We start from the raw sequence: 24,264 nt of genomic DNA on the forward strand, positions 1-24,264 counted from the left end.
TTGATTTGTTAATAGTTAATTTGAATAAAAAAGAAAAAAATTAGAATAGCTAAAATAGGATTTATCGTGAGTTATTTGCCGTATTTTCATTTGTCAAACTTATTAACCCTCAACATCCATTTCCAAATCATAGATTCTGAAACCAAATGTGCTTTTTGAATTTTTTGCGCGTATCGGATCGAATCCAAAATCTCTTTCTGCTTACCTTCCACTAAAAACTTTTGTTGTTCTACAATTAACTTTTGACTTTCGATAATGTCCTTTTGTTTCTGAGTTACCTTAAAACGATTATACATAAAACCGGTAAACACCAAAACCAGAGCCAAGCCTCCAAACAAACCGTATTGCTGATTTTTCTTCGCTTTTATTTCGGCACTTTGTTTAGCCAATTCGGCATTCTTAATTTCAGTTGATTTTGCATGAGTCACCGAATCGGCTGCCGCCCGCTTTTCATATTCGTATTTAAGTTGCGAACGAATAGCTGATTTGTGATTTTCTTCACTTTTTAAACTATCATTTAGCAATATGTATTTTTCGAAATACTTTAATGATTGCTTACTATCACCATTGTACTTATATACTGTATAAAGTAAAAAATACACCTTAGAAGTTTCAAATAAATTACCTTGTTGTTGCAAAAATTGCTCCGCTTTTTTTGCTTTTACCAGGGCATTTAGATAGTCCTTTTTTAATACATATAGTTCAGAAAAATCTATCAGTAAAATGGGGTAATTATGCCTATCAGGCAGGGTTTTATAAATTTCTTCTCCTTTTAGGTAATGTTCTTCTGCTTTTTTATAATCACCACGCAACTTATAAGTAATGCCAATATTAGAAAGTATATTCGCTAAACCATCCCTATCGTTATTATCTTCAAAAATTTTTAAAACAATTTTCCAATAACGGGAAGCTGAATCGGTTAAATTAAGGTTATAATAATAAACTCCTATATTATTTAAAATTTCTGCTTTCCTTCTAAAATCATTTGTTTCTGAGATTTTGTTTAGTGCAATTTTACAATTCTCAATGGCTTTAAGATCATCACCCATTTCGCTATAAATAATAGCTATATGATTTAAAGCATTCGCTTCTCCTAATACATCATGGTAATGCTTACTGATCTTTAAACTTTTATAGATGACCTCCAAAGCCTTTTTGACTTGACCGGTAGATTTATAATTAACAGCTATACTCATTAAAGAATTTTGTATTGAAAGAGTATCGTGCAAATCCTTTTCTTTAATCAGAATACTTTTTTGATAATAATCGATTGAGCGATTATAGTCGCCCATTAACGAATACCATACGCCATAATTATTATACACGGCTGCTAAATTTTTTGTATAATAATTCTTCAAAGTGGGACTTAAGCCAAGCTCTTGCTTACTTAAAGCAATAGCTTCCCTATTTTTATTATAATCGAATCTTAATACAGGATCACTTTCTATGCTAAATAACAGTTTTAATAATTGACATTTTATAGAATCATTTTGTGTTTGATTTAATGAATTTAGCAAAACTTTAGTATCCAGTTCCTGCGCCTTCAAGTTTATCACATGAAAAAGTAATAATGATATGAAAGAAATAATATATTTTTTTGCCTTATCCAATTAAATCTTCTTAAAATAATATCTACTTTTTTAAGTTATTCAACATCATTTCAACACGTTTTTCATTGGGTATATGAGCTAATTGTATACGTTTTGCATAACGGATAGAATCCAAAATTTCTTTTTGTTTTTCTTCAATCAATTTGTTTTTTGCTTCAACTTCCTCTTTTTGTTTTTCAATAATTGTTTTTTGTTTTTTGGTAATTGTTAATCGTTGATAAATAAAAAAGGACAATATCAATACTAATAAGAGGCCAACGGCAATAAATGAACTTATTATTTTTTGTTTACTTTCTTTTTCCTTGGCAATAAGCAATTCTTTGTCAGATATAGCCTGATCAATAGCCTTTTGTTGCTCATACTTATTTTGTTCGGCAAGTTGAATAGCCGATTTGGCGTTTTCAATACTGTTAATACTATCCTTCATATCTTTACCTAGCATGTAATATTTTAACGCCGATTGCCAGTTTTTTAAATTAGATTCGCAATGATAAAGGCTCATACTATGCATGCTTATTAATTCCACAAATCCAAGTTCTTGCGCTATTTCAATCCCTTTTTCGCTAAAATTCTTAGCCGTACTATAATTTTCCCTCATAATATAAATTTCCGACAAGGAATAATAAATTGAACAAATTCCTCGTTTGTTATTTTGTACTTTATATATTTCAAATGCCTTGTTTATATATTTTTCAGCGAGTTGCAAATTCCGTTTTTTAATGAGATGAATACCTCCTAAATCCTGATAAATTACCGCCATTCTTTCCGGGAAATTATGAATTGAACTATCAGCTAAAGCTTCTTCAAACAAAGCAATAGCTTCGTCCTCCCGATCAATTGCATTTAAAGCAGTTGCTAAATTAGAAATTGATTGAAATTCACCATTCTTATCTTTTATAATTTTCCTCAACTCTAAACTTTTTCGGGAGTAAATAATACTTTCTTCGTAATTCTTTTGAAAAGACATTATGCCGGCTAAATTATTATATACTAATGCCAATAATTCCTGATGTTCAATTTCTTTAGCAATATCCAGCGCTTTATTATAATATGCTAATGCCACTTTCAAATCTCCTTTTTGATGAGCTATCAAACCCTTATTACTATAAGCGTAACCCAACATTTGCTTGAAAAAAACGGAGCGATTTGTGGCCTCGCCTTTGGCTATTTTTGAAAAAGCAAGATTTAATAATTGATCATTATACTTTGGCCAAACATTATCGTCATATTCAGCTTCAATTATTAAATCGAGTAAAACACATTTAACAGAATCATCTTTTTCTGACTTAAAAAGTGATTGAAGAGAGTCAACACCTTGAGGATAAAATTTATTTCCTATAAAAATAATTACCAGTACAAATAATATTTTTAAATGGTTAAATTTCATTGATTGAAAATAGTAAATTAATTCTGTAAAAAACGTATTGTTTCTTGAATCACATTATCAGCATCTTTATGGAGTATGCCGTTAAATGGATGTTTTACGCCAAAAGTATGATCGGCGTCTTCTATTACTAGGTGTCTCCCGCATTTAGCACTCATTCTTAATTCTTCCGATTCGTGAAAGGGAACCGCTTCATCATTTGTACCATGTACAATCAAAAATGGAATTTCTAATTTTTTTACCGCATGATTGATGTTTAATCTTTCCTTATTATTCAATATTGTTTCATAAAACTGATAATACATAGGCATACTTTGCTTTGTTCGGCCATTAATGGCATAAACTACTCCATCCTTTTTCCATGTTTCTATCGTTTTTTGTTTATGGCGACCAATAAATGAACTTACCGAAGCCCAGGTAATTAATTTTTTTACTCTTTGATCTTCGGCGGCTTTTAAAATGCAGATCCCCCCTCCTCTACTATGGCCAATTAAAGATAATTGTTCAGTATTTAGTTCTCCCTTTAACTCAGTACAAGAAAGCGTCCAATCAATTACACTTTGTAAATCTTCTAATTCTTTAATAAAATTGTTTTGTCCAAAAGCTTCTAAATCCGTAAAGTTTTCCGGGTCACTTTGCGTTGTGCCGTTATGTGAAAAATTAAATTTTACAAAAACAAAATCGGCTTCAGCAAAAATTTCTCCCATTTTATTAAAATGTCCCCAATCTTTAAATCCCTTAAAGCCGTGAGCGAAAACCACAATTGGTTTTGGTTTTGAATTATTCTTGTAAAAAAGATCAACGGTAATTGGTTTACCGTGTTTTGAATTAAGAATAATATTGGATTTCATTTGAATCATTTTTATCAATTAAAAAATGTAAAAGAATTATGAATTAAGTCTTTTCAAATTTTTGGCTATGAAATTATCATTAGGCAATTGTGCTTTTTGAATGCGTTGCGCATAGGTGATAGAATCGATAATTTCTTTTTGTTTTTCTTCTACTATTTTTTTCTGCACTTCAACCAATTCCTTTTGGGTTTCTATAATCAATTTCTGCTTTTGAGTTATTTTAAAACGATTATACATAAATCCGGCAAAAATCATAACTAATGCCAATCCGCCAAATAAAGCGTACTGTTGATTTTTTTTGGCTTTAATTTCTGCGCTTTGTTTAGCTAGCTCAGCATTTTTTACTTCACTTTCTTTGGCATGGGCTACCGAATCGGCTGCGGCTTGTTTTTCATATTCGTAGTTTAGTTGAGACTTGATAGAAGCTTTTCTTGTACCTTCATTCTGTATACTATCTTTCATCTTAATATAAGTTTCATAAGCATCCGCTGCCTTTTTAAAATCACCTTTACCCTTATAGGACTCATACAAAGAGAAAGAAGCGTTTCGCAAAAGTAAAGGGACATGAATTGCCCTTCCAATTTCTAAAACTTCTGAATTCAAATTTATTACTTTATTGAATTCTCGCCTTTTTAAATAGATCTTACCCATGTTGTTCTTACAAACTGCAATTCCGTTTCTATCATTCATTTCTTCCCTTATCTTTAAGGATTGATTCAAGTAATCCAGAGCTTTGTCATGTTCTTGCATGTTGATCATTAAAACACCTATATTGTTCAAGGTTCCGGCAATGCTTTCTTTAATCTTCAATCTTTTGGCTATTTCTAAGGACTTATTATAGTAAAGTAAGGCATCTTCGTAATTTGAATTTTTCTTAAATACATAGCCTAAATTATTATAACCTATAACAATAGCTGACGAATCTTTCATATCTAATGCAATTTTTAAACTTTTTTTCAAATATTTCAGTGCCGTTTCTGTTTCGCCCTGTTCCTGATAAATCAATCCTATATTGCCTAAGGTGGATGAAATTCCAATCTTGTTTCCCAATGCTTCCTCATATTTGAGTGATCTTTCATAATATTCTATTGCCTTTGAAATATTACCCATATTAGAATAAATTACAGCCATGTTATTCATACATCCGGCGGTGAATGTAGGTTCGTTGGTCTTTGTTAAATATTCCAATGCTAAAACATACATTTTCAAAGCAGTTACATTGTTCTTCATTTTATCATAACAATTGGCTATATTGAAATAAGAAAGTCCGATTTCTACATCCAACTTCAACTCTAATCTTATCTTTAAACTCTGCTCAAATATTGGAATGGCATTTTCGTAATCTCCTACTTCAAAAAGTGAATAAGCCAGGTTGTGTAATCCCAAAGCATGTCCGCTTCTATATAAAAACAATTCACGGCCAATTACTTTAACACTTTTCTCCTCAGAAAATCGTATAAGTTCTTTAGAAAATTCCTGCCATTCACCATCCGGCGCATTTTCACTCAATAGGCCGAGAGAATATAATTTCAAAGTATCATGTTTATTACTTTTAAGAATTGTTTTAAGTGAATCAATTTTATAAGTTTGGGCCGCTAGATTAAATGAACAAAATAAAATAAGAAAGAGAATAACAAAACCGAAACAGATCTTCTTCATCGCGTTTTTATTTATCCTATTATAAAAATATATAAACAGAGATACTGACATTTCAATATTTTCACATTTTTGTTCTTTGAATAAATCTTAAAATCATTCTATCTGAAGGTATGTGAGCTTGTTGAATCCTTTGGGCATAACGTATGGAATCCAATACTTCCTTTTGTTTTTCTTCAACCAACAACTTTTGATCTTCCACCTCTAATTTTTGCATTTCTATAATCAATTTCTGCTTTTGAGTTATTTTAAATCGATTATACATAAATCCGGCAAAAATCATCACTAATGCCAATCCGCCAAATAAAGCGTACTGTTGATTTTTTTTGGCTTTTATTTCTGCGCTTTGTTTAGCTAGCTCAGCATTTTTTACTTCACTTTCTTTGGCATGGGCTACCGAATCGGCTGCGGCTTGTTTTTCGTATTCGTATTTTAGTTGAGATTTAATGGATGCCCTTTTTGTAATTTCGTTTGAAACGGAATCACTCATTCTCACATACTGCTCATAATGTTCTAATGCCTTTTTAGGTTGTCCCATCATTTTTTCAATTAAATAAAGTTGATGTGCTGCATTAGCAATTCGTTCCGGCTGTCCAAGCTCTTTACCTAATTCTAAACTTTTGGTACAATAATATTTTGCTTTGGAATAAGACTTTAAAATGTAATATAAAGCGCCAATTTTATTATTGGTAATTGCTATTACTTGCTTATTTCCTAAACGCTCCATAATATTTAAACACTTTTCAAAATCTAGCAGTGCTTCATCGTAACGTTTTTCGTCACTCTTCATCGTAGCGGAAATATCATAAGAAAGCGCAATTCCTTCTTCATCATTTAATTCAAGTTTAAGTTTCAAACTTTTATCGGCATATTCTTTCGCCTTATCCATTTGTTTCAAACCATAATAAACAGATCCTATATTGGCATAAGTCCAGGCTACGCCTCGTTTATCTTTAATTTTTGTTCGGATTGCTACACATTTTTCAAAACAATCTAAGGCTTTGTTTAATTGATCTTGTCCTTTGTGCATCGCGCCCAAATTATTTAATACACGCGCTGTACCCGGTAAGTCATTAAGACTTTCATAAATCTTTAATGATTGATCAAGCATTTCTATAGCTTTGGGAATTTGACCTAAATCATCATATATAGATGCCAAATTTAAAAGAGAATTTGCCATCCCTTTCAAGTCGCCAATTTCTTTTTTAATGGCTATACTTTTTTCTAAAAAAGCCATAGCCTTCATATTTTCTCCGTTGGTGAGAAGTATACTGGCTATATTATTGTAATTAGCGGCAATACCTTTTTTGTCCTGAATTTCAAATTGAATTTTTATGCTTTTCTGAAAATAATCCTTGGCTAACTTCAAATCACCTTTGGTTCGATAATAGAATCCTTTATTATTTAATGCATTGGCAAAATAACCCTTGTATAATTTCTCCTGAACTTTATCGTTTTTAATAGTCTTTAGTTTATTCGCTGCTATTTCAAATAAAATTTCGTTATTCATCACCCACTTTTCTTCATCTTCATCTAATTCCACTAATAAAGATAATAAACGACATTTATCCGAATCATGTACAGCTTTTTTCAGTTCAATATTTAAGCTATCGCAAACTTGATTTTGACCATTAATTTGGTTTACCAACACGAAAACAAATAGCATAAATATTTTATAATGGAATTTCAGTGCTTGAGTTTGTTTAGATTTGATGATTCCGTCACCTTGAAAATACAATAATAAATCTTTGTAATAAAATCTTGTTTAAATAAGTTAATATCACATACCTAACATTTCATCTAATTCCTTTTCTGCCTCCTTAGAATAGGGCGATGGGGAATCCAAGTCCAAATTCATTCCCGCTCACACGGATTTGCAATCTGTGTTACTAATAATTTAAGAAATTGGAGATGATTTTTAGTATTTATAAAAAGGATAGAAAATATCCTTGTTCGAGTATTACTTCCCGATACATTAAATAACATCCTTTGTTTATCAGTGCTTTCAGAGGATTGAGGTACAATTTAGATACAAAAACCATATAATCCCCCCATACTACATCATACTTAATCACACTTCAATTTTGATGTAAAATTAGTATCGCATTATTGTTGTATAAAAATACAATTTGTTTTCTGATTTATTGTTTATTCGTATTAAAAAACATTAAATACTATGGAACAAAAATATCTAATGCACTTAACAGTTGAAGAATTTAAAACACTTTGTAAAGGAATTTTAGAAGAAACTATTTCTAAAGTTTTGAAAGAAATAGAGGACGATAAAATTACTCCTTATGAAAAGATAAAGACCGACACAATAAACGTACACGAAGCAGCAGAACTTACGGGATTTAAAGTTGCAAGTATTTATTCTAAAGTAAGTCGTAATGAAATTCCAACACTTGGACGTGGTCGCCCTTTAGTATTCAGCCGCAAAGCGTTAGAAAAATGGTTAAAGGAAGGAAAGCCTACTGTTATTGATATGATGTATGAAGATTGGAAAGAAAAACGAGAACAAAAAGGCAAAAAAACATTCTAACATTCCACTATATCAGCCTATTGAATACTATTGCGAAGTATATCACTTTTTTGCTTATATTTCGTCATATTTAATCCGATTTATTTAGCAAAAAGATGTCCAATGATTTAGAGGCTAAAGCCCGTATAAAAATAAATAAACTGCTTGAAGAAGCGGGTTGGCGATTTTTTGATACTAATGATGGTAAAGCCAACATACACTTAGAAAGCCATATAAAGTTTGATGATTTAGGAGAAGATTTTGAGAAAATAAAAGGTGGTTTCATTGACTTCCTATTGCTTGACGAATTTCAAAACCCTTTGGTGGTGTTGGAAGCCAAGAGCGAAAAAATAGAGCCATTATTTGCAAAGGAACAAGCCCGAAAATATGCAATCGCTCAAAAAGCACAGTACATCATTCTTTCAAATGGTAATGTACATTACTTGTGGAACTTGGAACAAGGCAATCCCGAACGCATTACAGCCTTTCCTACGCTTACTTCTTTACAGTCCTATAAATCATATCAGCCCGATAGCGAAAAACTCGTTAACGAGCCTATAAACGAGGATTTCGTTGCCTTAACACAGTTACCAAACTATAACGATTTTCCCGAATACCATAATGAAGCAAAAAAAGGGGAGTTTATTAAAACTCACAAACTTCGTTTTTTACGCTACTATCAAATCAATGCAGTTAAGAGTATTCAAGCAAAAGTTAAGGAAGGTAAAAAGCGTTTCTTATTGGAAATGGCAACGGGTACGGGTAAGACCCTAACGGCTGCTGCTGCCATTAAATTATTTTACAAAACGGGCAATGCTCGTAGGGTATTGTTTTTGGTGGATAGGCTTGAATTAGAAGAACAAGCCCGTAAAGATTTTAATACATATTTGAAAAACGATATTTCAACCGTTGTATATAAAGAAAACAAAAGTGATTGGCGAAAGGCTGAAATTGTAGTTACAACAATACAATCATTGTTAGTAAACAATAAATACAAAAAGTATTTTTCGCCTACCGATTTTGATTTACTGATTTCAGACGAAGCACATCGCTTATTAGGCGGTGGTAATAGCAGAGCCTTGTTTGAATACTTCTTGGGTTATAAATTGGGTTTAACGGCTACTCCAAAGGACTATCTTAAAAACTTAGATACCGAAAATTATGACGACCCAAGAGAGTTAGAACGCAGAATGTTGTTAGATACCTACACCACTTTTGGTTGTGAACAAGGTACACCTACATTCCGCTATACGCTTGTTGATGGTGCAAAGGATAAAATTCTTGTTCAACCAACAGTTGTTGATGCAAGAACAGACGTTACTACCAAACTTCTTTCAGAGGAAGGTTATAGTGTGTTGGTAAACCTTACCAATAACGAGGGCGAAGAAGTATCAGAAGAAGTTGTTTACAAGCAACGCAATTTTGAACGCAAGTTTTTTTCTGACGAAACCAACCGTGTGTTTGTTCAATCGTTTTTAGATAATGGTTTGTTAGACCCCATTAGCAAAGAGTTTGGAAAGAGTTTAGTTTTTGCAGTTAGCCAAAAACACGCTGCAAAAATTACACAGTTATTGAATGAGTATGCCGATAAAAAATGGTCGGGTAAATACAAAAGCGATTTTGCGGTTCAAGTTACATCAGTAATACCCGATAGTCAGCAAATGACAGTTGATTTTAGTAATGATAAATTACTTGGTTTTAGCCAATGGGGTAGCAACGATGATATATTAAGCAATTACAAAACAAGTAAAGCAAGAATTTGTGTTACTGTTGGTATGATGACAACGGGTTGGGATTGTCCTAACATTTTAAACCTTGCCTTAATGCGTCCAATCTTTTCTCCTACCGAATTTATTCAGATAAAAGGACGTGGAACACGAATACACACTTTTGAGTGCAAGGCAAAGAACGATATGGGCGAAGATGATGTGATTGCAGCGAAAAAAGAAACTTTTAAGTTGTTTGACTTCTTTGCAGTGTGTGAATTTTTTGAAGAAAAATATAAATACGACCAAGTATTAAAACTTCCTAATCCTAAAGAACCATCTGCCGAACCACCGCCTTATGTAGAGCCTACTCCTAAAAAAGATGGCTTTGATTACAAGGAAAATGATTTTATTTCAACCTTTCAAGAAACACACATTGGCTTTGAAGGAATGAAAGTAGATAGAATGTTCTTCCAACAGTTTGAAGATACAGTTAAGCAAGATGTTGATATTTTAAAGGCTATTGATGCGGGTAACATTGAGTCTGCAATGGGCTTAACGCTTGATAAATACTTAAACAAACCTTCTGAATTTTTTACCGTTGATAAACTGCGTAAGGCTTTGAAGATTGATAGAAAAGTATCATTGAGAGAAATTTTAGAACAAATTTTTTATGGCAACACCATTAAAGGCAAAGAGGAAACTATAACCGAAGAATTTGATAAATTCATTTCTACTGTTGATGTTGGCGATATAAAAGACATTGAAGCCCTACGTTATTTCTTTTTCGCTTATCTAACCGACCCAACCGTCAGAACAATTATTGATACGCAAGATTACACCGAGTTATATCATAACGCTACTTTGCCTATTGAGGACTTTAGTAGGGTTGATGATAAAATGCGTGAAACAATACCCTATTACATAAAAACATATTTACCATTAGACAAATTTGCTAACGCTTAGAAACTATGCTTGACGATAAAACAAAGAAGGATATAAATGATTGCCGTGATGTATTAGTTGGTAAAGTACCCGACCCTAAAAGCCAAATAGAACAAATTACTCTTGCCCTTATCTATAAATTTATGGATGATATGGATAGAGAGGCAGTTGAAAAATTTAAAGGTAAAGCCAAATTCTTTACGGGCGATTTTGCAAAGTTTGGTTGGAGAAAACTCTTTGACCCATCTTTGAGTGGTAAGGATATGCAAGAGTTGTATAGCGAAGCGTTAGAGAAACTACAAACCAATCCTAACATACCCGAATTTTTCCGCAACATTTTTAAAAATGCGTATTTACCATACAAAGACCCCGCTACTTTAAAAATGTTTTTAAAGCATATTAACGAGTTTGAGTATAGCCATAGCGAAAAATTAGGCGATGCGTTTGAATACTTGTTAAGCGTAATGGGCAGTCAAGGCGATGCGGGGCAGTTTAGAACACCTCGCCATATCATTGATTTTATTGCTGCGTGTTTAAACCCACAAAAAAACGAAACTGTAGCAGACCCCGCTTGTGGTACTGCGGGTTTTTTATTGAGTGCATACAAACATATTTTAAAACAGAATACTGATAAGCGTTTGGGAGATAAACTAACACCCGACCAACGCAAAAAATTAGCAGAGAATTTTGTAGGTTATGATATTAGCCCCGATATGGTGCGATTGAGTTTGGTAAATATGTATTTACACGGCTTTACCACACCCAAAATTTTTGAATACGATACATTGAGCAGTGAAGATAGGTGGGAAGAAACATTTGATGTGATATTGGCGAACCCGCCATTTATGACACCAAAGGGAGGAATACGCCCGCACAAAAAATTTGGAGTACAAGCCAACAAAGCCGAAGTTTTGTTTACCGATTACATTGCCGAACACTTAAATAAAAACGGACGAGCGGGTATTGTTGTGCCAAATGGTATTGTAGCAACATCCCAAACTGCTTATAAGCAATTACGTAAGTTGTTAGTTGATGATAGTTTAATTGCAGTTGTTTCTTTGCCCGCAGGTTGTTTTCAGCCTTACAGTGGTGTTAAAACAAGTATATTGATGTTGGATAAAGGTTTGATTAAAAAAAGCAATCATATCCTTTTTATTAAAGTAAGTAACGATGGCTTTGATTTAGGGGCGCAGCGCAGAGAACACGATAAAAACGATTTGCCGTTAGCATTAGAAGCCTTTAATGTTTATAAAGCAAGCATTAGTTCGGGCAAAGCATTTGATGAAGAAAAATATAGTAGTATTTGTACTTTAGTTGAAAAAGAAAAAGTATTAATAAATAATGATATCGTTCTAAGTGGGGATAGGTATATAGAAGGAAAAGCAACACTAACAGAATTTGAAATTGTTAAAATAAGTGAAGTAGTAGATTTTAAAAGAGGCACATCTATTACAAAAAAAGATGTTACCGAAGGAGATGTTCCCGTAATTGCGGGAGGTCAGCAGCCCGCTTATTATCACAATAAAATAAATAGAGAAGCGGGCGCAATAACTATTAGTTCTTCGGGTGCTTATTCGGGATTTGTGGCATATCATAACTATCCAATATTTGCTTCCGATTGCTTCACCATCGCATCTAAAAACAAAGAAATATTAAGTGATAAATATTTGTTTCATATTTTAAAAAGCAAGCAACTTGAAATATATGAAATGCAAGAAGGAGGTGGACAGCCACATATTTATCCTAAGAACTTTGATAATTGGGAAATCCCACTCCCACCTCTTGAAATACAAGATCAGATAGTTAAAGAAATTGAAGGCTATAAAAAAATTATTGAAGGCGCAAAAATGGTGCTTGATAATTACAAACCTACCATTACAATCAAACCCGAATGGGAAATGGTGGAGTTGGGGGATGTTTGCGAAAAAATAACTGACGGTACACATCACACTCCAACTTATTTTGATAAGGGAGTTGTTTTTCTTTCATCAAAAAATGTTACAAGTGGTAAAATTGATTGGGATAAAATAAAATACATTGATGAAAAGCAGCATATTCAAATGCAAAAACGAGTTTCACCTAAATTAAACGATGTCTTGCTTGCTAAAAACGGAACAACGGGTGTTGCTGCTTTAGTTGATAGAGATATTACCTTTGATATTTACGTCAGTTTAGCATTACTAAGACCATCACACAAATTATTACCAAAATATCTTTTACATTGCATTAACTCAACACAGTGTAAAAAGCAATTTAATGAAAGACTAAAGGGTGTTGGTGTTCCAAATTTGCATTTAAAAGAAATCAAAGAAGTTCTAATCCCACTTCCAAGCAAAGAAGAACAGAAACAAGTTGTTGAAATAATTGAGTCAGAACAACAATTAGTTTTAGCAAACAAACAACTCATTACCATTTTTGAGCAAAAGATAAAGGATAAAATAAATGAGGTTTGGGGTGTAAAGGAGGAAGTGGAGGCGTAAAAAATAATATGAATAAAATAATAAGAATATTAAGTTATAATTTGAACTTAAGCCGAGATGGTGGGGTATTAAGATATAAAATTATTTATTTAAGGGATTACTACCCGAATTACAACATTGATGACGGAGATGAAATTGATACAGAAATATTCAATTATTTTTCGCAGAAAGGATATACGCAATTATTTTGGGAATACGCATCTTTATATAATGGACAAGACATCAGCTCAAGTATAAATGGATATTGCCCCAAAAACATACCGTTAACAATAGCGGCTAAAATAGAAGTTAGTTCCTTAACAACGTATGAGTTAGATAATTTACAAAACAGTGGACAATCTTTTCCCGACCAAAATAAATTAGTTACATTATACTATAGATGTAATGTAAATGAACAGCATCCAAATTGGGTTCTTCTTCCTACGAGTATAAGAATTTCAATAGATTACAAAATTTATATTCACTTGGCGAAAACTATTTATCCATTCGTTTAACATACTTCATAAAATAGGCTTTTGATTAAAAAAGCCCAATAAATAATAAATGAGCGAATTTAAAGTCACAGCAAAAGAAATTGAAGATGCTACCATTGAAGCAATTTATTGGTGGAATAGAACGGAGTTCCATTATAACAAGTATTTTACTAAAATTGACATAATCTGCAAGGATAAAGAATTAAAAAACTTTTTTAACCGAACCATTTTTGAAGTTTTTTTAAAAGAGTATTCAATACGAAGAAATCTAAACTCAAAATATCAAACCGTTGATAAATTTTTAGATGATTTGGTTAAAATGGGTTTTTTTGCAGAAGTTAAACGTAGCAATGCGGATATTACAATCATTGATAACACAAGTGCTAAACTCAAAAGTAAAGGAAGCGTTACAGTAAAAGAAACAAAATCGCTTTTAAGTAAAATAGCCTTTTTAGTGAACCCAAGTGTTTTTGCACTATATGATACCCTTGCTAAGGCTTCACTTTGGAAAATTGTTGCTGAAAGCAAGTTGGTTCAAAGAAAAGATTTAGAAAGTTACAATGGCTATTATCGCTGTTTTGAAGAATTGTTAAGCCAAGTAAAAAAACAAAAGCATTTTGCTAAAGCCAATAATATATTAGAGAAATTTGATGGAACAGAGGCACATTATTATTTTACAAATAATAAAAAAGCGTTTGAGTTAAGAGTTGTAGATAAACTTTTGTGGATTAAGGGGCAAGTTGCGAGTGCAAGAGAAATAAATAATGAGCAATATATTAAACTGTTAAAATTAAAATGACAGTTAAAGATGCAAGGGATGTTTTAGAGCAAGACGCAATTGGTTTAACAGATGCAGAAGTTCAAGAGATAATTGATTGGCTTAATATGATGGCTGATATAGCGATTGAGGCGGTTGAGAAAAAGTAATTAAATGTAAATGGTAAAAGATATAATTTTATGGAATTAGAAAATGACACTATTAGGTTATTATTAGGATATGAGAATTTTTATCATACAACATCATTGGAAAATTCTGTTAAAATTGATTTAGAAGGATTACTGCCAAATAAATACCCCGATTTTCAATATCTATCTTTTGCTCCTCGCAAAGACGCTTTTATATGCCTTTGTCCTTATGCCAAATTGGAAGGATGGAAAAGTACACTTAGAGATATGCATAATGATATAGTAGTTTACTCAATAAAAGCTGAAGATATTGTAAAAATGGACATAGGCTTTGATTGGACAATGCAAGGTATTCATACAATAATAGATAAGCCGCAACCAATTCAATTTGAACAATCTTTAAAAAAACTTGGAACAATCGTAAGTTTCCAACACATACCACCCAATCTTTTAAATAAATTATAATAAATCCTTCAATGCCAATAATTGAATATAATGAAATAGAAACATTCGTTGGTGAAAATTCGCCAATTTGGAAAGACTTGTTGTTGTCTTTAGGCGGTGTCGTTGTTGGTTTTACCTTATCAGAATCAGCATCGTGGATTCGTGAGTGGAAGAAAAAGCAAAAAATTGGAACATCATTTGATTTTGAAATTACAGCATTAAGAGAGCCGTTAAAGAATCAAATTGGCGATATAAAAGATTTGAAGTCTGTCGTTGTAAAATACGAAAATGTTTCTCCTTCCCTTTTTATATTTAAAAACCTTGAGTTTGTTAAATCATTAGATAGGAATATAGTGTCAGAATACTTCAAGTCTAAACACGGTGAAAATAATCTTAAACGTACACGAGAAATATACAATACTTTGTCTGTGGTAGAAGCAGAAATGGAACGTTATAATAAGTTTTATGAGGAGTTTAATATAAAGTTGAGTGCCAATTATCATTCTTATAGAATGATTCTCACAGAATACTCTCGTAATTTAGTGGATTATGATTTATTAAATTCAAGTCAACAAAATAACGACACTTATATAATTTCAATAACAACTTTGTTTCAACAAACAGTTTTCAGCGGGGGTGCTATTTCCAACATTATGCCATTTGAAAAGTCATTTCATATGCCGATTTTAAATCTTAATATAAAAGCACACGGGCATCCTTTCTGCGAAATAAGTTCACGTCATAATCAGTCAGCACTTGATGTAATTATGAATGTTAAAATAGATACTGAATCATTTTTGAGCAAACTTGATAATATTGAAAAGTCGCTTAAAAATTGCTATGAAAGAATTTATCAAGAAAAACTTTAATAAACATTTAATTTAATAACCAAACTATCGTTCGGTTTTTTGATACTGTATTTCGGGGGGAGGTTGAGTGGGTTTATAGGGTATTTTGATGCATCCTATTTATTTGGGGGAGTATTTTTGATATACGACTCTAGCGATTGAAAAACACCATTACCTTCGGCTAACTTTTTTCGTTTGTTAGCCTCACGCATAACATAACCACTTGTAGGTCTTGGATTACTATCCTTTCTTCCTTTCGGTCTGCCAAGCAATTTACCTTTAGCCTTAGCCCTTGCAATTCCCTCTATTGTTCTATCTCTAATAATACTTCGTTCAAATTGTGAAAATGCAGATAAGATGTGAAATTGCAATTCTCCCGCAGCAGTTGAGAAATCTAAATTTTCACTTATGGAAACAAATCCAACTTTCCTTTTTACTAATTCCTCAACATCATTTATCAATTCAGACATTGAACGAGCAAAGCGATCAAGTTTAAATACCACAATGGCAGAGTATTCTCCTTTTCTAACCCTATTCAACAAGTCTTGCTTGATTGGTCTTGTTTTACGTGTGCTTTCAACTTCTTCAAATAAGTCAAATTTGTACAGTTTATCTGTCGCATATTGCAACAGTTTTGTTAATTGATTTTCGTTCGTTTGCTTATTGGAAGATACTCTGCAATATATTGCTACCTTTTTTGCTTGTGTTACTGTTTCATTATTTTCCATTGATTGCTGATTTTAATTCGTTAAACCCTCTTACTGTTGATGCCAAACCTTTAAATGCTTTTCCAAGCAGATATAGTGATAATACGCCTATCCCAACGTAAACTGCCGTTTTGAGTGCTTTATTACTCTCTACTACTTGCTTGAACTCTTGGAAATTTGTTTTTATTTTTTCGTTCATTTTCTTCTTTTATGTATGTTATAACTTTATCTGCAATAAACATCCCTAACAAAACACCACCTACAATAAGTATTGCATTTAGCGCCTTGTTTTTGCCTTGAAGCGCAGAATTTGCGGCTTGTAATTCAATTATTGGTGGTGGAATTGGGTTCGCTTGTATGGTTGTAAAATCAATCATTTTTAATAATTTTTATTTGTTCGTTACCTAAATAAACTACCGTATATTGATATATGGCGTAATGATTTTTACCATCGTGTACGTTAACGTGATTATGAACGGTGAAATTAAAACCTTTGCCCAAAAGAAACTGCTTGTGAAATACCGCTTCTTTTTTTCCTATCATAATTTCATTGCATATTCTATGGTTAATATGTAACGGCTTATTTATAAAAGCCGAACTATGCCTTAATTCATTTGCCTTTTTATTGTGATACGTAATTCGGTTAGCAGAATTGGCAAAAACTTGATTGATTCTTTTTGGAGAAAATGTTTCGCCCGTCAGTAAATCTTTTCTTATCATTATTTGTTTTTTATACAAATATAGTTTGTGTTGTAATGCTTGTCAATGAAGCAAATTAGCGAAATATGAAAAATGTGAGTTAATGTGTTTTAATACAATTTAAATGCACTTAAATGTTTTTAACATACGATTAACATTCGTATTTATACGCTTTACATATGTAATAAAACGCATTTATATTTTTGAAATATGCATTACGTTGTATCATCAATACCGAAAAAACGGTTTTTATCAAGTGAAAGAAGATAATCGGCAAGGTCATACTTTTGTTCTTTGTCTTGTGCCGAAGCATTTTTTTCTAAATAATCTGAAACCGTAATATTGAAAATAGAGTTAAAATACTTCGCTTTATCAAACCATAAATTATATGCACCTAAGTCGGGAAATAAAACTACACCTCGTCCTTTTAATGCTTTAATTTTATCATAAGTAAGATTACTGATACCACCCGTTGCCATCCAAATAAAGTTTGGAAAAAATATGCTTGCGATAATTGCGGTTTTTTCGCTTTCAACAAGTGCAATCGGCTTGTTGGGGTATAGATTAAGCAAATGCTCTCCAAACAAACATTTACTAATGTTCTCGTTAGGTATGTTTAATTTGTTATGTACCCAAGTGATGTGATTGTACGGTTCTTTAATACGCTTGCCATTATGTTTGTTATAAAGCATTATTTTGCCCGTTCTTACATTATTGATGTAATCAATATACCAAAACACGTTAGCACCATACCATTGCTTAGAACTGCCAATTTTGTATAAATCAATCAGCCCATCTGTAACTTCATTTCCGAATTGCTGCTTTAGGAAACTTACTAAATTGTTTGCTCGGTTCTTTTTAAGACTTTGTGGTAGATAGTGAGAAGGTATGAATTGAATTTTTACTTCCTTCCGTTCGGGTACGTTATAAATAAAATCTGATTTTGATTGAAGGTTTGGTAGAAATGTTTCTGAACACGAATGGCAATAGCCAAATTTGACACAATTCTCAAACGGTACGAATTTCCCATCTTTATTACTCTTGCCGCACGGACAAGTTTCAACCTTAAAACGGTTTTTGCTATTTAGTTTTAATTTTATGTCAGTCATATGTTATGAATTGAATGGTTGTAATTGTAGCCGCCTATATAAGGGGTTGCAATGATGCAACGTTTGTAAATTCACTTACAAAGGTTTTTACAGTTACAAAGATTTTATTAAAATTATTTATCCGATTCTTCTTGCTCATCAGTCTGATTATCCGTAGGAGCAATAAAATACTTTATTGCCTTACTGCTCTTATCTTTTTCCAAGTAGCAGTCTTTACCGTTATGGTCTTGCAGTGTCATTTTGGTTTGGCAAATTTCTTTAAGCCTATCTTCTAAAGTCTTTTCCGAAGCCCCCAATTCCTCCATCAATTTATCCAACAGTTCACGTCTTAACACTTGTGAGCCATCACCTAAATACATTTCTAAATGCTCACGGACTACATTTAGGTCAGCCTTTTGTTTTTTTCCATTCATAACCACTTGTATGTCGTCAGCATCTGCTAAAATCAATCCTTTCTGTTCTTCAGAATATTTGGCATAGAAGGGAATGTGTCGGGCGGTACTGCGGCATTTCAAATACCTTATTTTTATTAAGTCAGTATCATTGTTGTTAGAATCCTTTTCATAGGAAACTTGCATTACTGTACTTGCCTTATTCATTAACTCAGTTCCAAAATGACCTCTTGCTTTTTCACTCTTAGGATTTTCGTGAATGAGGCAAAGGAATACAACATCGTGTTCATTTATCGCCACGTTCATTAGGTCAATTAACTCCATACTTTTATCAGTCTTATTAAAATCCTCAATACAATCAGTTGATACGTCTAATACAATAAAGAGAGGGTTTTTCGTTTCTTGCTTCAGTAGTTTTAAATACTCGTCCAATACGCCAAAACGCTCCTTTCTTGGTATCTCTAAAAGTGAAATATATTTAAAGTTGTATGGGTGGTCGTGTTTTTCATATCCCGCCTTCATTTGAATAGACTGCAAAGCAAAAGGAAACTGTTCAGATTGATTCCTTTCAGTATCAACATAAACTACGGTATTGTTTGCATCAAAATTCTCACGTTTGTAACCTAATAATTCATTATTGCAGCCGTTTATTTTCAACATTGCAGCACAAATAAATTCTGCTAATCGGCTTTTATGTACTCCCGCTTGACCTTGTATAACATTGATGGTATGAGGAAATATAATTGCGTTACCGTTTTGCCTTAGAATAGGGTTTGAAAACTGTATATCCCGTTCTTTTATTTTTTTAATTTTTTCAGCGGTCATAATTATTTTTTTTAAAAAGTCAGAAGGTTTATTCAATGTGTTGGTTACACGTTCAACTTCTTTTTGCAATCCTTCGGTAGTAATACCATTTTCTTTAATAGCATCGTTCGTAACGAGCCCGTTTTGTTTTTCGCTCATTATTTCTTGCTTTTATAGGTTTCTACTTCCTCGTTTATTTCGTCAAGGCTTTTTACTTTTCTTTTAGCAACATACTGCTCCAATTCCTTTTTTGAAAAAAGGAGTTTACGTTTACCGCTTCGGTAAAAAGGTAAATCCCCCTTTTCTGCCTTAGAGTAAATTGTGTTCAGTTTGAGTTTAAGAAAAGATGCTGTTTGTTCAGCGGATAGGAAATCCTCGTCCATATTAGGCTCATTAGAGGATTTGCCTTTTAATAATTGTTCCATTGCTTCTTTGGCAGCGGAACGGACTACCACGTTTATGTGGTGGTAGATTTGCGGTAGCAACTCGGCTACTGTGACTTCTTGTTTGTTCATTTGTCTTGATTTTAATTGTTATTATTAAATACAAGGCAAATGAACTCAATAGTAAAAACCCAATTATGTTCCCTTTTATAAAGGGGACATAATGGGGACATACTTTTTATTCTATGGGGTATTATTTTCTATCTTGTGGCAAAATATATTTGGCAAGTTCAATCAAAATTCGCTTAGATTTAGGTGGCTCCCTATCACTATTCTTCATTACTCCGTGAATAGTGCTAAAAACTAATGATTCAGCCTTCCCATTATCTCCAATAGTAACATAACAATCTGTTATCCATTGAGCCAACACCTTATAAGAAGCAACATCAATTAAAGCATTATAACGTAACCTTTTAAATAATTCTGCTAATTGATTATCTTGACCATTAAAAACAAGTGGGACGGTAAATTCATTCTTGAAAATCAAATTATATAATAGTTGTTCTTGACCTTCAAAAAAACAATTCAATTTTTCAGAAAGAATTTTGGCAAACTGAGCATCCATTTTTACTACTCGCACTTTTGTTTCCATTGGTTGAATTGCAATCTCAACTTCTGAATTTTGTGATTCACTAACTTCTTTTTCTTCAGTTTCATTAGTTATAGGCACTTCAGATGCATCATAAGCCTTGTTTATCATAAACACTCTATTTCTTTCAAGCCAATTAACAATTTTTTCCAATCTTTTTCTCTCAAAAGGAAGGAGTCTTGCTTTAACAAAATCATATGTAACAAATTCTATCAGTCCGATAAAATTATCCCTTTCAGCATAATAATTACCCATAAACAACACAGATTGATAGGATAGTAAAGGTTCTATTTTGTAGATATCAATAGTCAATATTTTATATCCCAAGTAACTGCAGTAAATGTTATAATTGGAAGGAATAATAAAATTCCTATGTTTTTGGTGTTCAGTTAAATCAAAATCATCTTCTTTAAATTGTTTTATAAGAAGTTCTTCTTCTAATTTAATAAACTCTAAATCCTTTAATTGTTCGGGGACGAAATCAATATTTTTTAGATATTTTTCCTTTAGTTTGTCAAGTGTTTCAAAGGCATCAACATCGTAAACGTGTCTTACAACTGTTGGAAAATTATATTCTGTTGGCTTCATAATTCAATATCAATTAAGTTAGCAGCATTTATTTTTGTTTCTGTTAATACTTTGGCGTAAATCATTGTTGTTTTAATGTTTTTATGCCCTAACATCTTAGAAACAGTAAAGATGTCTGCCCCTTTATTTAAAAGCAAGGTCGCGTAGGAATGCCTAAAGTTATGTAGGCTCGCTTTTTTGCTAATACCCGCTTTCAAAATCCATCTTTTCAATTTATCATTATTGCTATCAGAATACTTTAACCCTTCAAACACTCTTTCTGAATGTTTACCTCTTTCACCAAGAAGTGTAACTGCGGTTTCACTTATTGGGTGCATTATAACGTCAACGGTCTTCTTTTGAATAATGTGAAGAAAATGACCACTTGCTGTTTTTTGTATATCACCCCACGTTAAGCGTTCAATATCAGACCACCTTAGCCCCGTTAAGGCTGAAAAAATTGCGACTTTTTTAAGGCTTCTAAATCACATTCTGTCTTTACCAAAAGTTGCAACTCTTCTTGAGTGAAAAATTCACGCTTAGTTTCTTTTTGTGGAATTGCCTTAATATGACGTAAAGGATTTTCATTAAGCAAACGGGCATCAAATGCTTCGTTAATGGCACAACGAAATTTATTGAAGTAACTAAGTGCAGAGTTTTGTGATAAACGCAATCCTTTCACTGTATTCAATCGGTTTGCTTGTAAAAGGTATTCTTTGAACTTATTACAAAAGTCCTCTGTTAAATCGCCCATTTTACACTTGCCGCTCGTAAATGATTTTAAGTAATGTAATGCACTCAACCAATTACCATAATTGCCATCACTTTCTTTACGCTTTTCACACAAGCCTTGAAAGAAGTCTATAAAATCTCGTTTTTTATTTTGCGAGTTAAAAATACCATCTTGTTCATTAAGTATATCTTTTTCTCTTCTGTTTTTTAAACCTTCTGCAAAAACAAGATTCTCCTTGTTGTGCAGTTTCTCCTCTTGGGTTTTTGGTTTTTCATAAACATATCGGTTAAGATATTCTCTGCGGGTAAACTTTCCATCACCTCCTTTAATTGGAGGATAAAAATCCAAGTACAAACTTTGTTTGCCATTGGCTATTTTCTTTTTTCTTAAATGCACTCCCATTTTCTATTTTATTAAATTATTTATTACTTGTTTCTTTATTATCACTTTCCCTCCAAGTTTTGAAGGCTTAATGGTTTTGTTTTTAATGTATCTGTACAAACTCATTCTGCTAATACCGAGCAGCAAACACGTTTCTTTTATACTTAAAAAATCCTTTGATTGAATTAACTGCATATCAATCCCTACTGACTTTTGATATTCTTGTACTTGTGCTTTCTCAACCTTCTCATTTTTCTTATTTAACTTGTATGCTTTACTTGCACATTTATGTGAGCAAAATTTTGTAACCGTAGTTTTTGCAATAAAACCTTTATTGCATTGTAAACAGATTTTAGGTATTGTTATGTTGCTGCTCATTTAGTATTATGTTGTATAATTTTGTAACATAATGTAACAAACTGTAAATGTTTTGAATTAAAATAACCAAAAAATTGTACCCCGTTACATCAAGGTACAACAAAGATACAATAGTTTAATTGGTTAATGCAAATAGATAGGAGTAAAAAGAAATCAACAAACACTCTGAAAGTGTTGATAATAAAGAGCTTAGTGTGATTAAGTGTTGTTTATTCGTATAGACTAATACGGTGGCTACTTTCCGATACAAAACTTAGTAAAAATAGAATCAAGCAGGTCTTCGTTAGTAACCTCTCCGGTAATTAAGCCCAGTTCATTGAGGGCATAACGTATTTCTAGGGCCAGTAAATCGCCGGATAATTGATTATCCATGCCTTCTTTTACTTTTAATAAAGCATTTAAAGCATTTTTTAAGCTGTTGGCATGGCGGGCGTTGGTTACAATCGTATCGCCGGTATTTACTGTTCGGCTATCGAATAATTCTATCAATCGGGTTTTGAGCAATTCAATATTTTTATTCTCTTTGGCTGAGATATAAAGGAGCTCGGGATAATCGCTAAATTCTTCTCTCAACTCCTTCTCCCCTTCTACATCAATTTTATTGGCCACCAAAACTAATTGGGAATTTCCTATATGTTCTTTTAATAGTTCTATTTCATTTTTTAAATCGCCGCTGCTTATTTCATGCGAGTCAAACAAATAAATAATAATGGCCGATTTGCGTATGGCTTCAAAAGCCTTGTTCACTCCTATTTGTTCAATTACATCCGTAGTGGTTCTAATGCCTGCTGTATCAATAAATCTAAATAAAACGCCATCAATGGTTATTTCGTCTTCAATGGCATCACGCGTAGTGCCGGGTATTTCGCTTACTATGGCTCTTTCGTCTTCCAGTAACAAATTCAGTAAGGTAGATTTGCCGGCATTGGGTTTTCCTACAATGGCTACCGGTATTCCGTTTTTAATCACATTGCCCACTTCAAAGCTTTCAATTAATTTTTGAAGCACTTTTAAAATATCCTGTATGAGCTTATACAAATCTTTTCTGCTGGCAAATTCTACATCTTCTTCGCTAAAATCCAATTCCAATTCAATTAAAGAAGCAAATGAAATTAAATGATCGCGCAGTATTTTTATTTTGGAAGAAAATCCTCCCCGCATTTGCTGCATGGCCACCTGATGCGACAAGGCCGAATTACTATTCACCAAATCTGCTACGGCTTCAGCCTGACTCAAATCCACTTTTCCATTTAAGAAGGCACGCAAGGTAAATTCGCCGGGCTCCGCTAATCGAGCGCCGGCGTCTAAAAATATTTGTAAAAGTTGTTGTTGAATAAAAGTAGAACCATGGCAGGAAATTTCTACACTATCTTGTCCGGTATAGGAAAAAGGATTTTTAAAAACACTCACCAATACTTCATCCAAAATAATATCTCCATGTTTGAGGATTCCAAAATGCAGGGTGTGCGTTTTTTGAGTTTGGAGATTAATGGCTTTGCCCTTTTTATTAAATAAAAATTTTTGAACCAGCTGGAATGAATCGGGTCCGCTAATCCGCAGTACGGCAATAGCGGCACTACCATGCGCGGTAGCCAAAGCAATAATAGTATCGTGTGGATTGAAATTCACTACTTAAAT

23 protein-coding genes are annotated in these 24,264 nt (G+C 32.7%); 7 read left to right on the forward strand and 16 right to left on the reverse strand.

Annotated features, from left to right (window positions below):
- Positions 1-86: 86 nt before the first annotated feature.
- The 5 genes from IPM51_07165 to IPM51_07185 all read right to left on the reverse strand — a co-directional run bounded on the left by IPM51_07165 (position 87) and on the right by IPM51_07185 (position 7,167).
- Positions 87-1,556 carry a tetratricopeptide repeat protein gene (locus tag IPM51_07165; protein MBK9284086.1) on the reverse strand — a complete coding sequence of 490 codons (1,470 nt, stop codon included), beginning with the start codon at positions 1,554-1,556 and terminating at the stop codon, positions 87-89.
- Positions 1,557-1,632: 76 nt separating this feature from the next.
- Complete coding sequence (locus tag IPM51_07170) at positions 1,633-2,997, reverse strand: tetratricopeptide repeat protein (protein ID MBK9284087.1); 1,365 nt, start codon at positions 2,995-2,997, stop codon at positions 1,633-1,635.
- Between the two features lie 17 nt (positions 2,998-3,014).
- Positions 3,015-3,854 (reverse strand): prolyl oligopeptidase family serine peptidase, encoded by an 840-nt coding sequence (locus IPM51_07175; protein ID MBK9284088.1) that lies wholly within the window; start codon positions 3,852-3,854, stop codon positions 3,015-3,017.
- A 27-nt stretch (positions 3,855-3,881) separates the two neighbouring features.
- Positions 3,882-5,378 (reverse strand): tetratricopeptide repeat protein, encoded by a 1,497-nt coding sequence (locus IPM51_07180; GenBank protein ID MBK9284089.1) that lies wholly within the window; start codon positions 5,376-5,378, stop codon positions 3,882-3,884.
- Positions 5,379-5,565: 187 nt separating this feature from the next.
- A complete protein-coding gene (locus IPM51_07185) occupies positions 5,566-7,167 on the reverse strand; it encodes a tetratricopeptide repeat protein (GenBank protein MBK9284090.1) in 1,602 nt (533 codons plus the stop codon).
- Positions 7,168-7,677: 510 nt separating this feature from the next.
- Here IPM51_07185 and IPM51_07190 point away from each other — a divergent pair.
- The 7 genes from IPM51_07190 (at position 7,678) to IPM51_07220 (ending at position 15,845) form a co-directional block, all read left to right on the forward strand.
- Positions 7,678-8,043, forward strand: a complete 366-nt coding sequence (locus tag IPM51_07190; GenBank protein ID MBK9284091.1) for a helix-turn-helix domain-containing protein — start codon at positions 7,678-7,680, stop codon at positions 8,041-8,043.
- Between the two features lie 95 nt (positions 8,044-8,138).
- Positions 8,139-10,694 carry a DEAD/DEAH box helicase family protein gene (locus IPM51_07195; GenBank protein ID MBK9284092.1) on the forward strand — a complete coding sequence of 852 codons (2,556 nt, stop codon included), beginning with the start codon at positions 8,139-8,141 and terminating at the stop codon, positions 10,692-10,694.
- 5 nt (positions 10,695-10,699) lie between these two features.
- Positions 10,700-13,153 carry an N-6 DNA methylase gene (locus tag IPM51_07200; GenBank protein ID MBK9284093.1) on the forward strand — a complete coding sequence of 818 codons (2,454 nt, stop codon included), beginning with the start codon at positions 10,700-10,702 and terminating at the stop codon, positions 13,151-13,153.
- Positions 13,154-13,161: 8 nt separating this feature from the next.
- On the forward strand, positions 13,162-13,647 hold the full coding sequence (locus IPM51_07205; protein MBK9284094.1) for a hypothetical protein: 486 nt from the start codon (positions 13,162-13,164) through the stop codon (positions 13,645-13,647).
- 49 nt (positions 13,648-13,696) lie between these two features.
- On the forward strand, positions 13,697-14,425 hold the full coding sequence (locus IPM51_07210; protein MBK9284095.1) for a hypothetical protein: 729 nt from the start codon (positions 13,697-13,699) through the stop codon (positions 14,423-14,425).
- 158 nt (positions 14,426-14,583) lie between these two features.
- Positions 14,584-14,997: a hypothetical protein gene (locus tag IPM51_07215; GenBank protein MBK9284096.1), complete on the forward strand. Its 414-nt coding sequence runs from the start codon at positions 14,584-14,586 to the stop codon at positions 14,995-14,997.
- 11 nt (positions 14,998-15,008) lie between these two features.
- Positions 15,009-15,845, forward strand: a complete 837-nt coding sequence (locus IPM51_07220) for a hypothetical protein (GenBank protein MBK9284097.1) — start codon at positions 15,009-15,011, stop codon at positions 15,843-15,845.
- A gap of 95 nt (positions 15,846-15,940) precedes the next feature.
- On the opposite strand, the gene IPM51_07225 is transcribed toward IPM51_07220, so the two are convergent.
- From IPM51_07225 to mnmE, 11 genes are all read right to left on the reverse strand, one after another.
- Positions 15,941-16,552: a recombinase family protein gene (locus IPM51_07225; GenBank protein ID MBK9284098.1), complete on the reverse strand. Its 612-nt coding sequence runs from the start codon at positions 16,550-16,552 to the stop codon at positions 15,941-15,943.
- Positions 16,553-16,674: 122 nt separating this feature from the next.
- Positions 16,675-16,908 (reverse strand): hypothetical protein, encoded by a 234-nt coding sequence (locus tag IPM51_07230; GenBank protein ID MBK9284099.1) that lies wholly within the window; start codon positions 16,906-16,908, stop codon positions 16,675-16,677.
- A complete protein-coding gene (locus IPM51_07235) occupies positions 16,901-17,251 on the reverse strand; it encodes a hypothetical protein (GenBank protein MBK9284100.1) in 351 nt (116 codons plus the stop codon). The genes IPM51_07230 and IPM51_07235 overlap by 8 nt, the downstream gene beginning before the upstream one ends.
- A 194-nt stretch (positions 17,252-17,445) precedes the next feature.
- Complete coding sequence (locus tag IPM51_07240) at positions 17,446-18,339, reverse strand: hypothetical protein (protein MBK9284101.1); 894 nt, start codon at positions 18,337-18,339, stop codon at positions 17,446-17,448.
- Positions 18,340-18,452: 113 nt separating this feature from the next.
- Entirely contained in the window at positions 18,453-19,694 is a 1,242-nt protein-coding gene (locus tag IPM51_07245) for a hypothetical protein (protein ID MBK9284102.1), read from the reverse strand.
- Positions 19,694-20,050 carry a helix-turn-helix domain-containing protein gene (locus IPM51_07250; GenBank protein MBK9284103.1) on the reverse strand — a complete coding sequence of 119 codons (357 nt, stop codon included), beginning with the start codon at positions 20,048-20,050 and terminating at the stop codon, positions 19,694-19,696. The genes IPM51_07245 and IPM51_07250 overlap by 1 nt, the downstream gene beginning before the upstream one ends.
- A gap of 121 nt (positions 20,051-20,171) precedes the next feature.
- Complete coding sequence (locus tag IPM51_07255) at positions 20,172-21,155, reverse strand: hypothetical protein (GenBank protein MBK9284104.1); 984 nt, start codon at positions 21,153-21,155, stop codon at positions 20,172-20,174.
- The gene (locus IPM51_07260) at positions 21,152-21,595 is read right to left on the reverse strand and encodes an integrase catalytic domain-containing protein (GenBank protein ID MBK9284105.1); all 444 of its coding nucleotides are present in this window, start codon (positions 21,593-21,595) and stop codon (positions 21,152-21,154) included. The genes IPM51_07255 and IPM51_07260 overlap by 4 nt, the downstream gene beginning before the upstream one ends.
- Complete coding sequence (locus tag IPM51_07265; GenBank protein ID MBK9284106.1) at positions 21,580-22,269, reverse strand: phage integrase SAM-like domain-containing protein; 690 nt, start codon at positions 22,267-22,269, stop codon at positions 21,580-21,582. The genes IPM51_07260 and IPM51_07265 overlap by 16 nt, the downstream gene beginning before the upstream one ends.
- 3 nt (positions 22,270-22,272) lie before the next feature.
- Positions 22,273-22,626 (reverse strand): helix-turn-helix domain-containing protein, encoded by a 354-nt coding sequence (locus IPM51_07270; protein MBK9284107.1) that lies wholly within the window; start codon positions 22,624-22,626, stop codon positions 22,273-22,275.
- A 234-nt stretch (positions 22,627-22,860) separates the two neighbouring features.
- The gene (gene mnmE, locus IPM51_07275; GenBank protein MBK9284108.1) at positions 22,861-24,255 is read right to left on the reverse strand and encodes a tRNA uridine-5-carboxymethylaminomethyl(34) synthesis GTPase MnmE; all 1,395 of its coding nucleotides are present in this window, start codon (positions 24,253-24,255) and stop codon (positions 22,861-22,863) included.
- Positions 24,256-24,264 lie beyond the last annotated feature (9 nt).

The organism is Sphingobacteriaceae bacterium (assembly GCA_016715905.1).
Classification (GTDB): domain Bacteria; phylum Bacteroidota; class Bacteroidia; order B-17B0; family Aurantibacillaceae; genus Aurantibacillus.

Excerpts from the sequence above, each read along its gene's own strand:
- IPM51_07170 (MBK9284087.1), bottom strand. The coding sequence starts at position 2,997 with ATGAAATTTAACCATTTAAAAATATTATTTGTACTGGTAATTATTTTT.
- IPM51_07175 (MBK9284088.1), bottom strand. The coding sequence starts at position 3,854 with ATGATTCAAATGAAATCCAATATTATTCTTAATTCAAAACACGGTAAA.
- IPM51_07185 (MBK9284090.1), bottom strand. The coding sequence starts at position 7,167 with ATGCTATTTGTTTTCGTGTTGGTAAACCAAATTAATGGTCAAAATCAA.
- IPM51_07190 (MBK9284091.1), top strand. The coding sequence starts at position 7,678 with ATGGAACAAAAATATCTAATGCACTTAACAGTTGAAGAATTTAAAACA.
- IPM51_07195 (MBK9284092.1), top strand. The coding sequence starts at position 8,139 with ATGTCCAATGATTTAGAGGCTAAAGCCCGTATAAAAATAAATAAACTG.
- IPM51_07200 (MBK9284093.1), top strand. The coding sequence starts at position 10,700 with ATGCTTGACGATAAAACAAAGAAGGATATAAATGATTGCCGTGATGTA.
- IPM51_07205 (MBK9284094.1), top strand. The coding sequence starts at position 13,162 with ATGAATAAAATAATAAGAATATTAAGTTATAATTTGAACTTAAGCCGA.
- IPM51_07210 (MBK9284095.1), top strand. The coding sequence starts at position 13,697 with ATGAGCGAATTTAAAGTCACAGCAAAAGAAATTGAAGATGCTACCATT.
- IPM51_07215 (MBK9284096.1), top strand. The coding sequence starts at position 14,584 with ATGGAATTAGAAAATGACACTATTAGGTTATTATTAGGATATGAGAAT.
- IPM51_07220 (MBK9284097.1), top strand. The coding sequence starts at position 15,009 with ATGCCAATAATTGAATATAATGAAATAGAAACATTCGTTGGTGAAAAT.
- IPM51_07225 (MBK9284098.1), bottom strand. The coding sequence starts at position 16,552 with ATGGAAAATAATGAAACAGTAACACAAGCAAAAAAGGTAGCAATATAT.
- IPM51_07230 (MBK9284099.1), bottom strand. The coding sequence starts at position 16,908 with ATGATTGATTTTACAACCATACAAGCGAACCCAATTCCACCACCAATA.
- IPM51_07235 (MBK9284100.1), bottom strand. The coding sequence starts at position 17,251 with ATGATAAGAAAAGATTTACTGACGGGCGAAACATTTTCTCCAAAAAGA.
- IPM51_07240 (MBK9284101.1), bottom strand. The coding sequence starts at position 18,339 with ATGACTGACATAAAATTAAAACTAAATAGCAAAAACCGTTTTAAGGTT.
- IPM51_07245 (MBK9284102.1), bottom strand. The coding sequence starts at position 19,694 with ATGAGCGAAAAACAAAACGGGCTCGTTACGAACGATGCTATTAAAGAA.
- IPM51_07250 (MBK9284103.1), bottom strand. The coding sequence starts at position 20,050 with ATGAACAAACAAGAAGTCACAGTAGCCGAGTTGCTACCGCAAATCTAC.
- IPM51_07255 (MBK9284104.1), bottom strand. The coding sequence starts at position 21,155 with ATGAAGCCAACAGAATATAATTTTCCAACAGTTGTAAGACACGTTTAC.
- IPM51_07265 (MBK9284106.1), bottom strand. The coding sequence starts at position 22,269 with ATGGGAGTGCATTTAAGAAAAAAGAAAATAGCCAATGGCAAACAAAGT.
- IPM51_07270 (MBK9284107.1), bottom strand. The coding sequence starts at position 22,626 with ATGAGCAGCAACATAACAATACCTAAAATCTGTTTACAATGCAATAAA.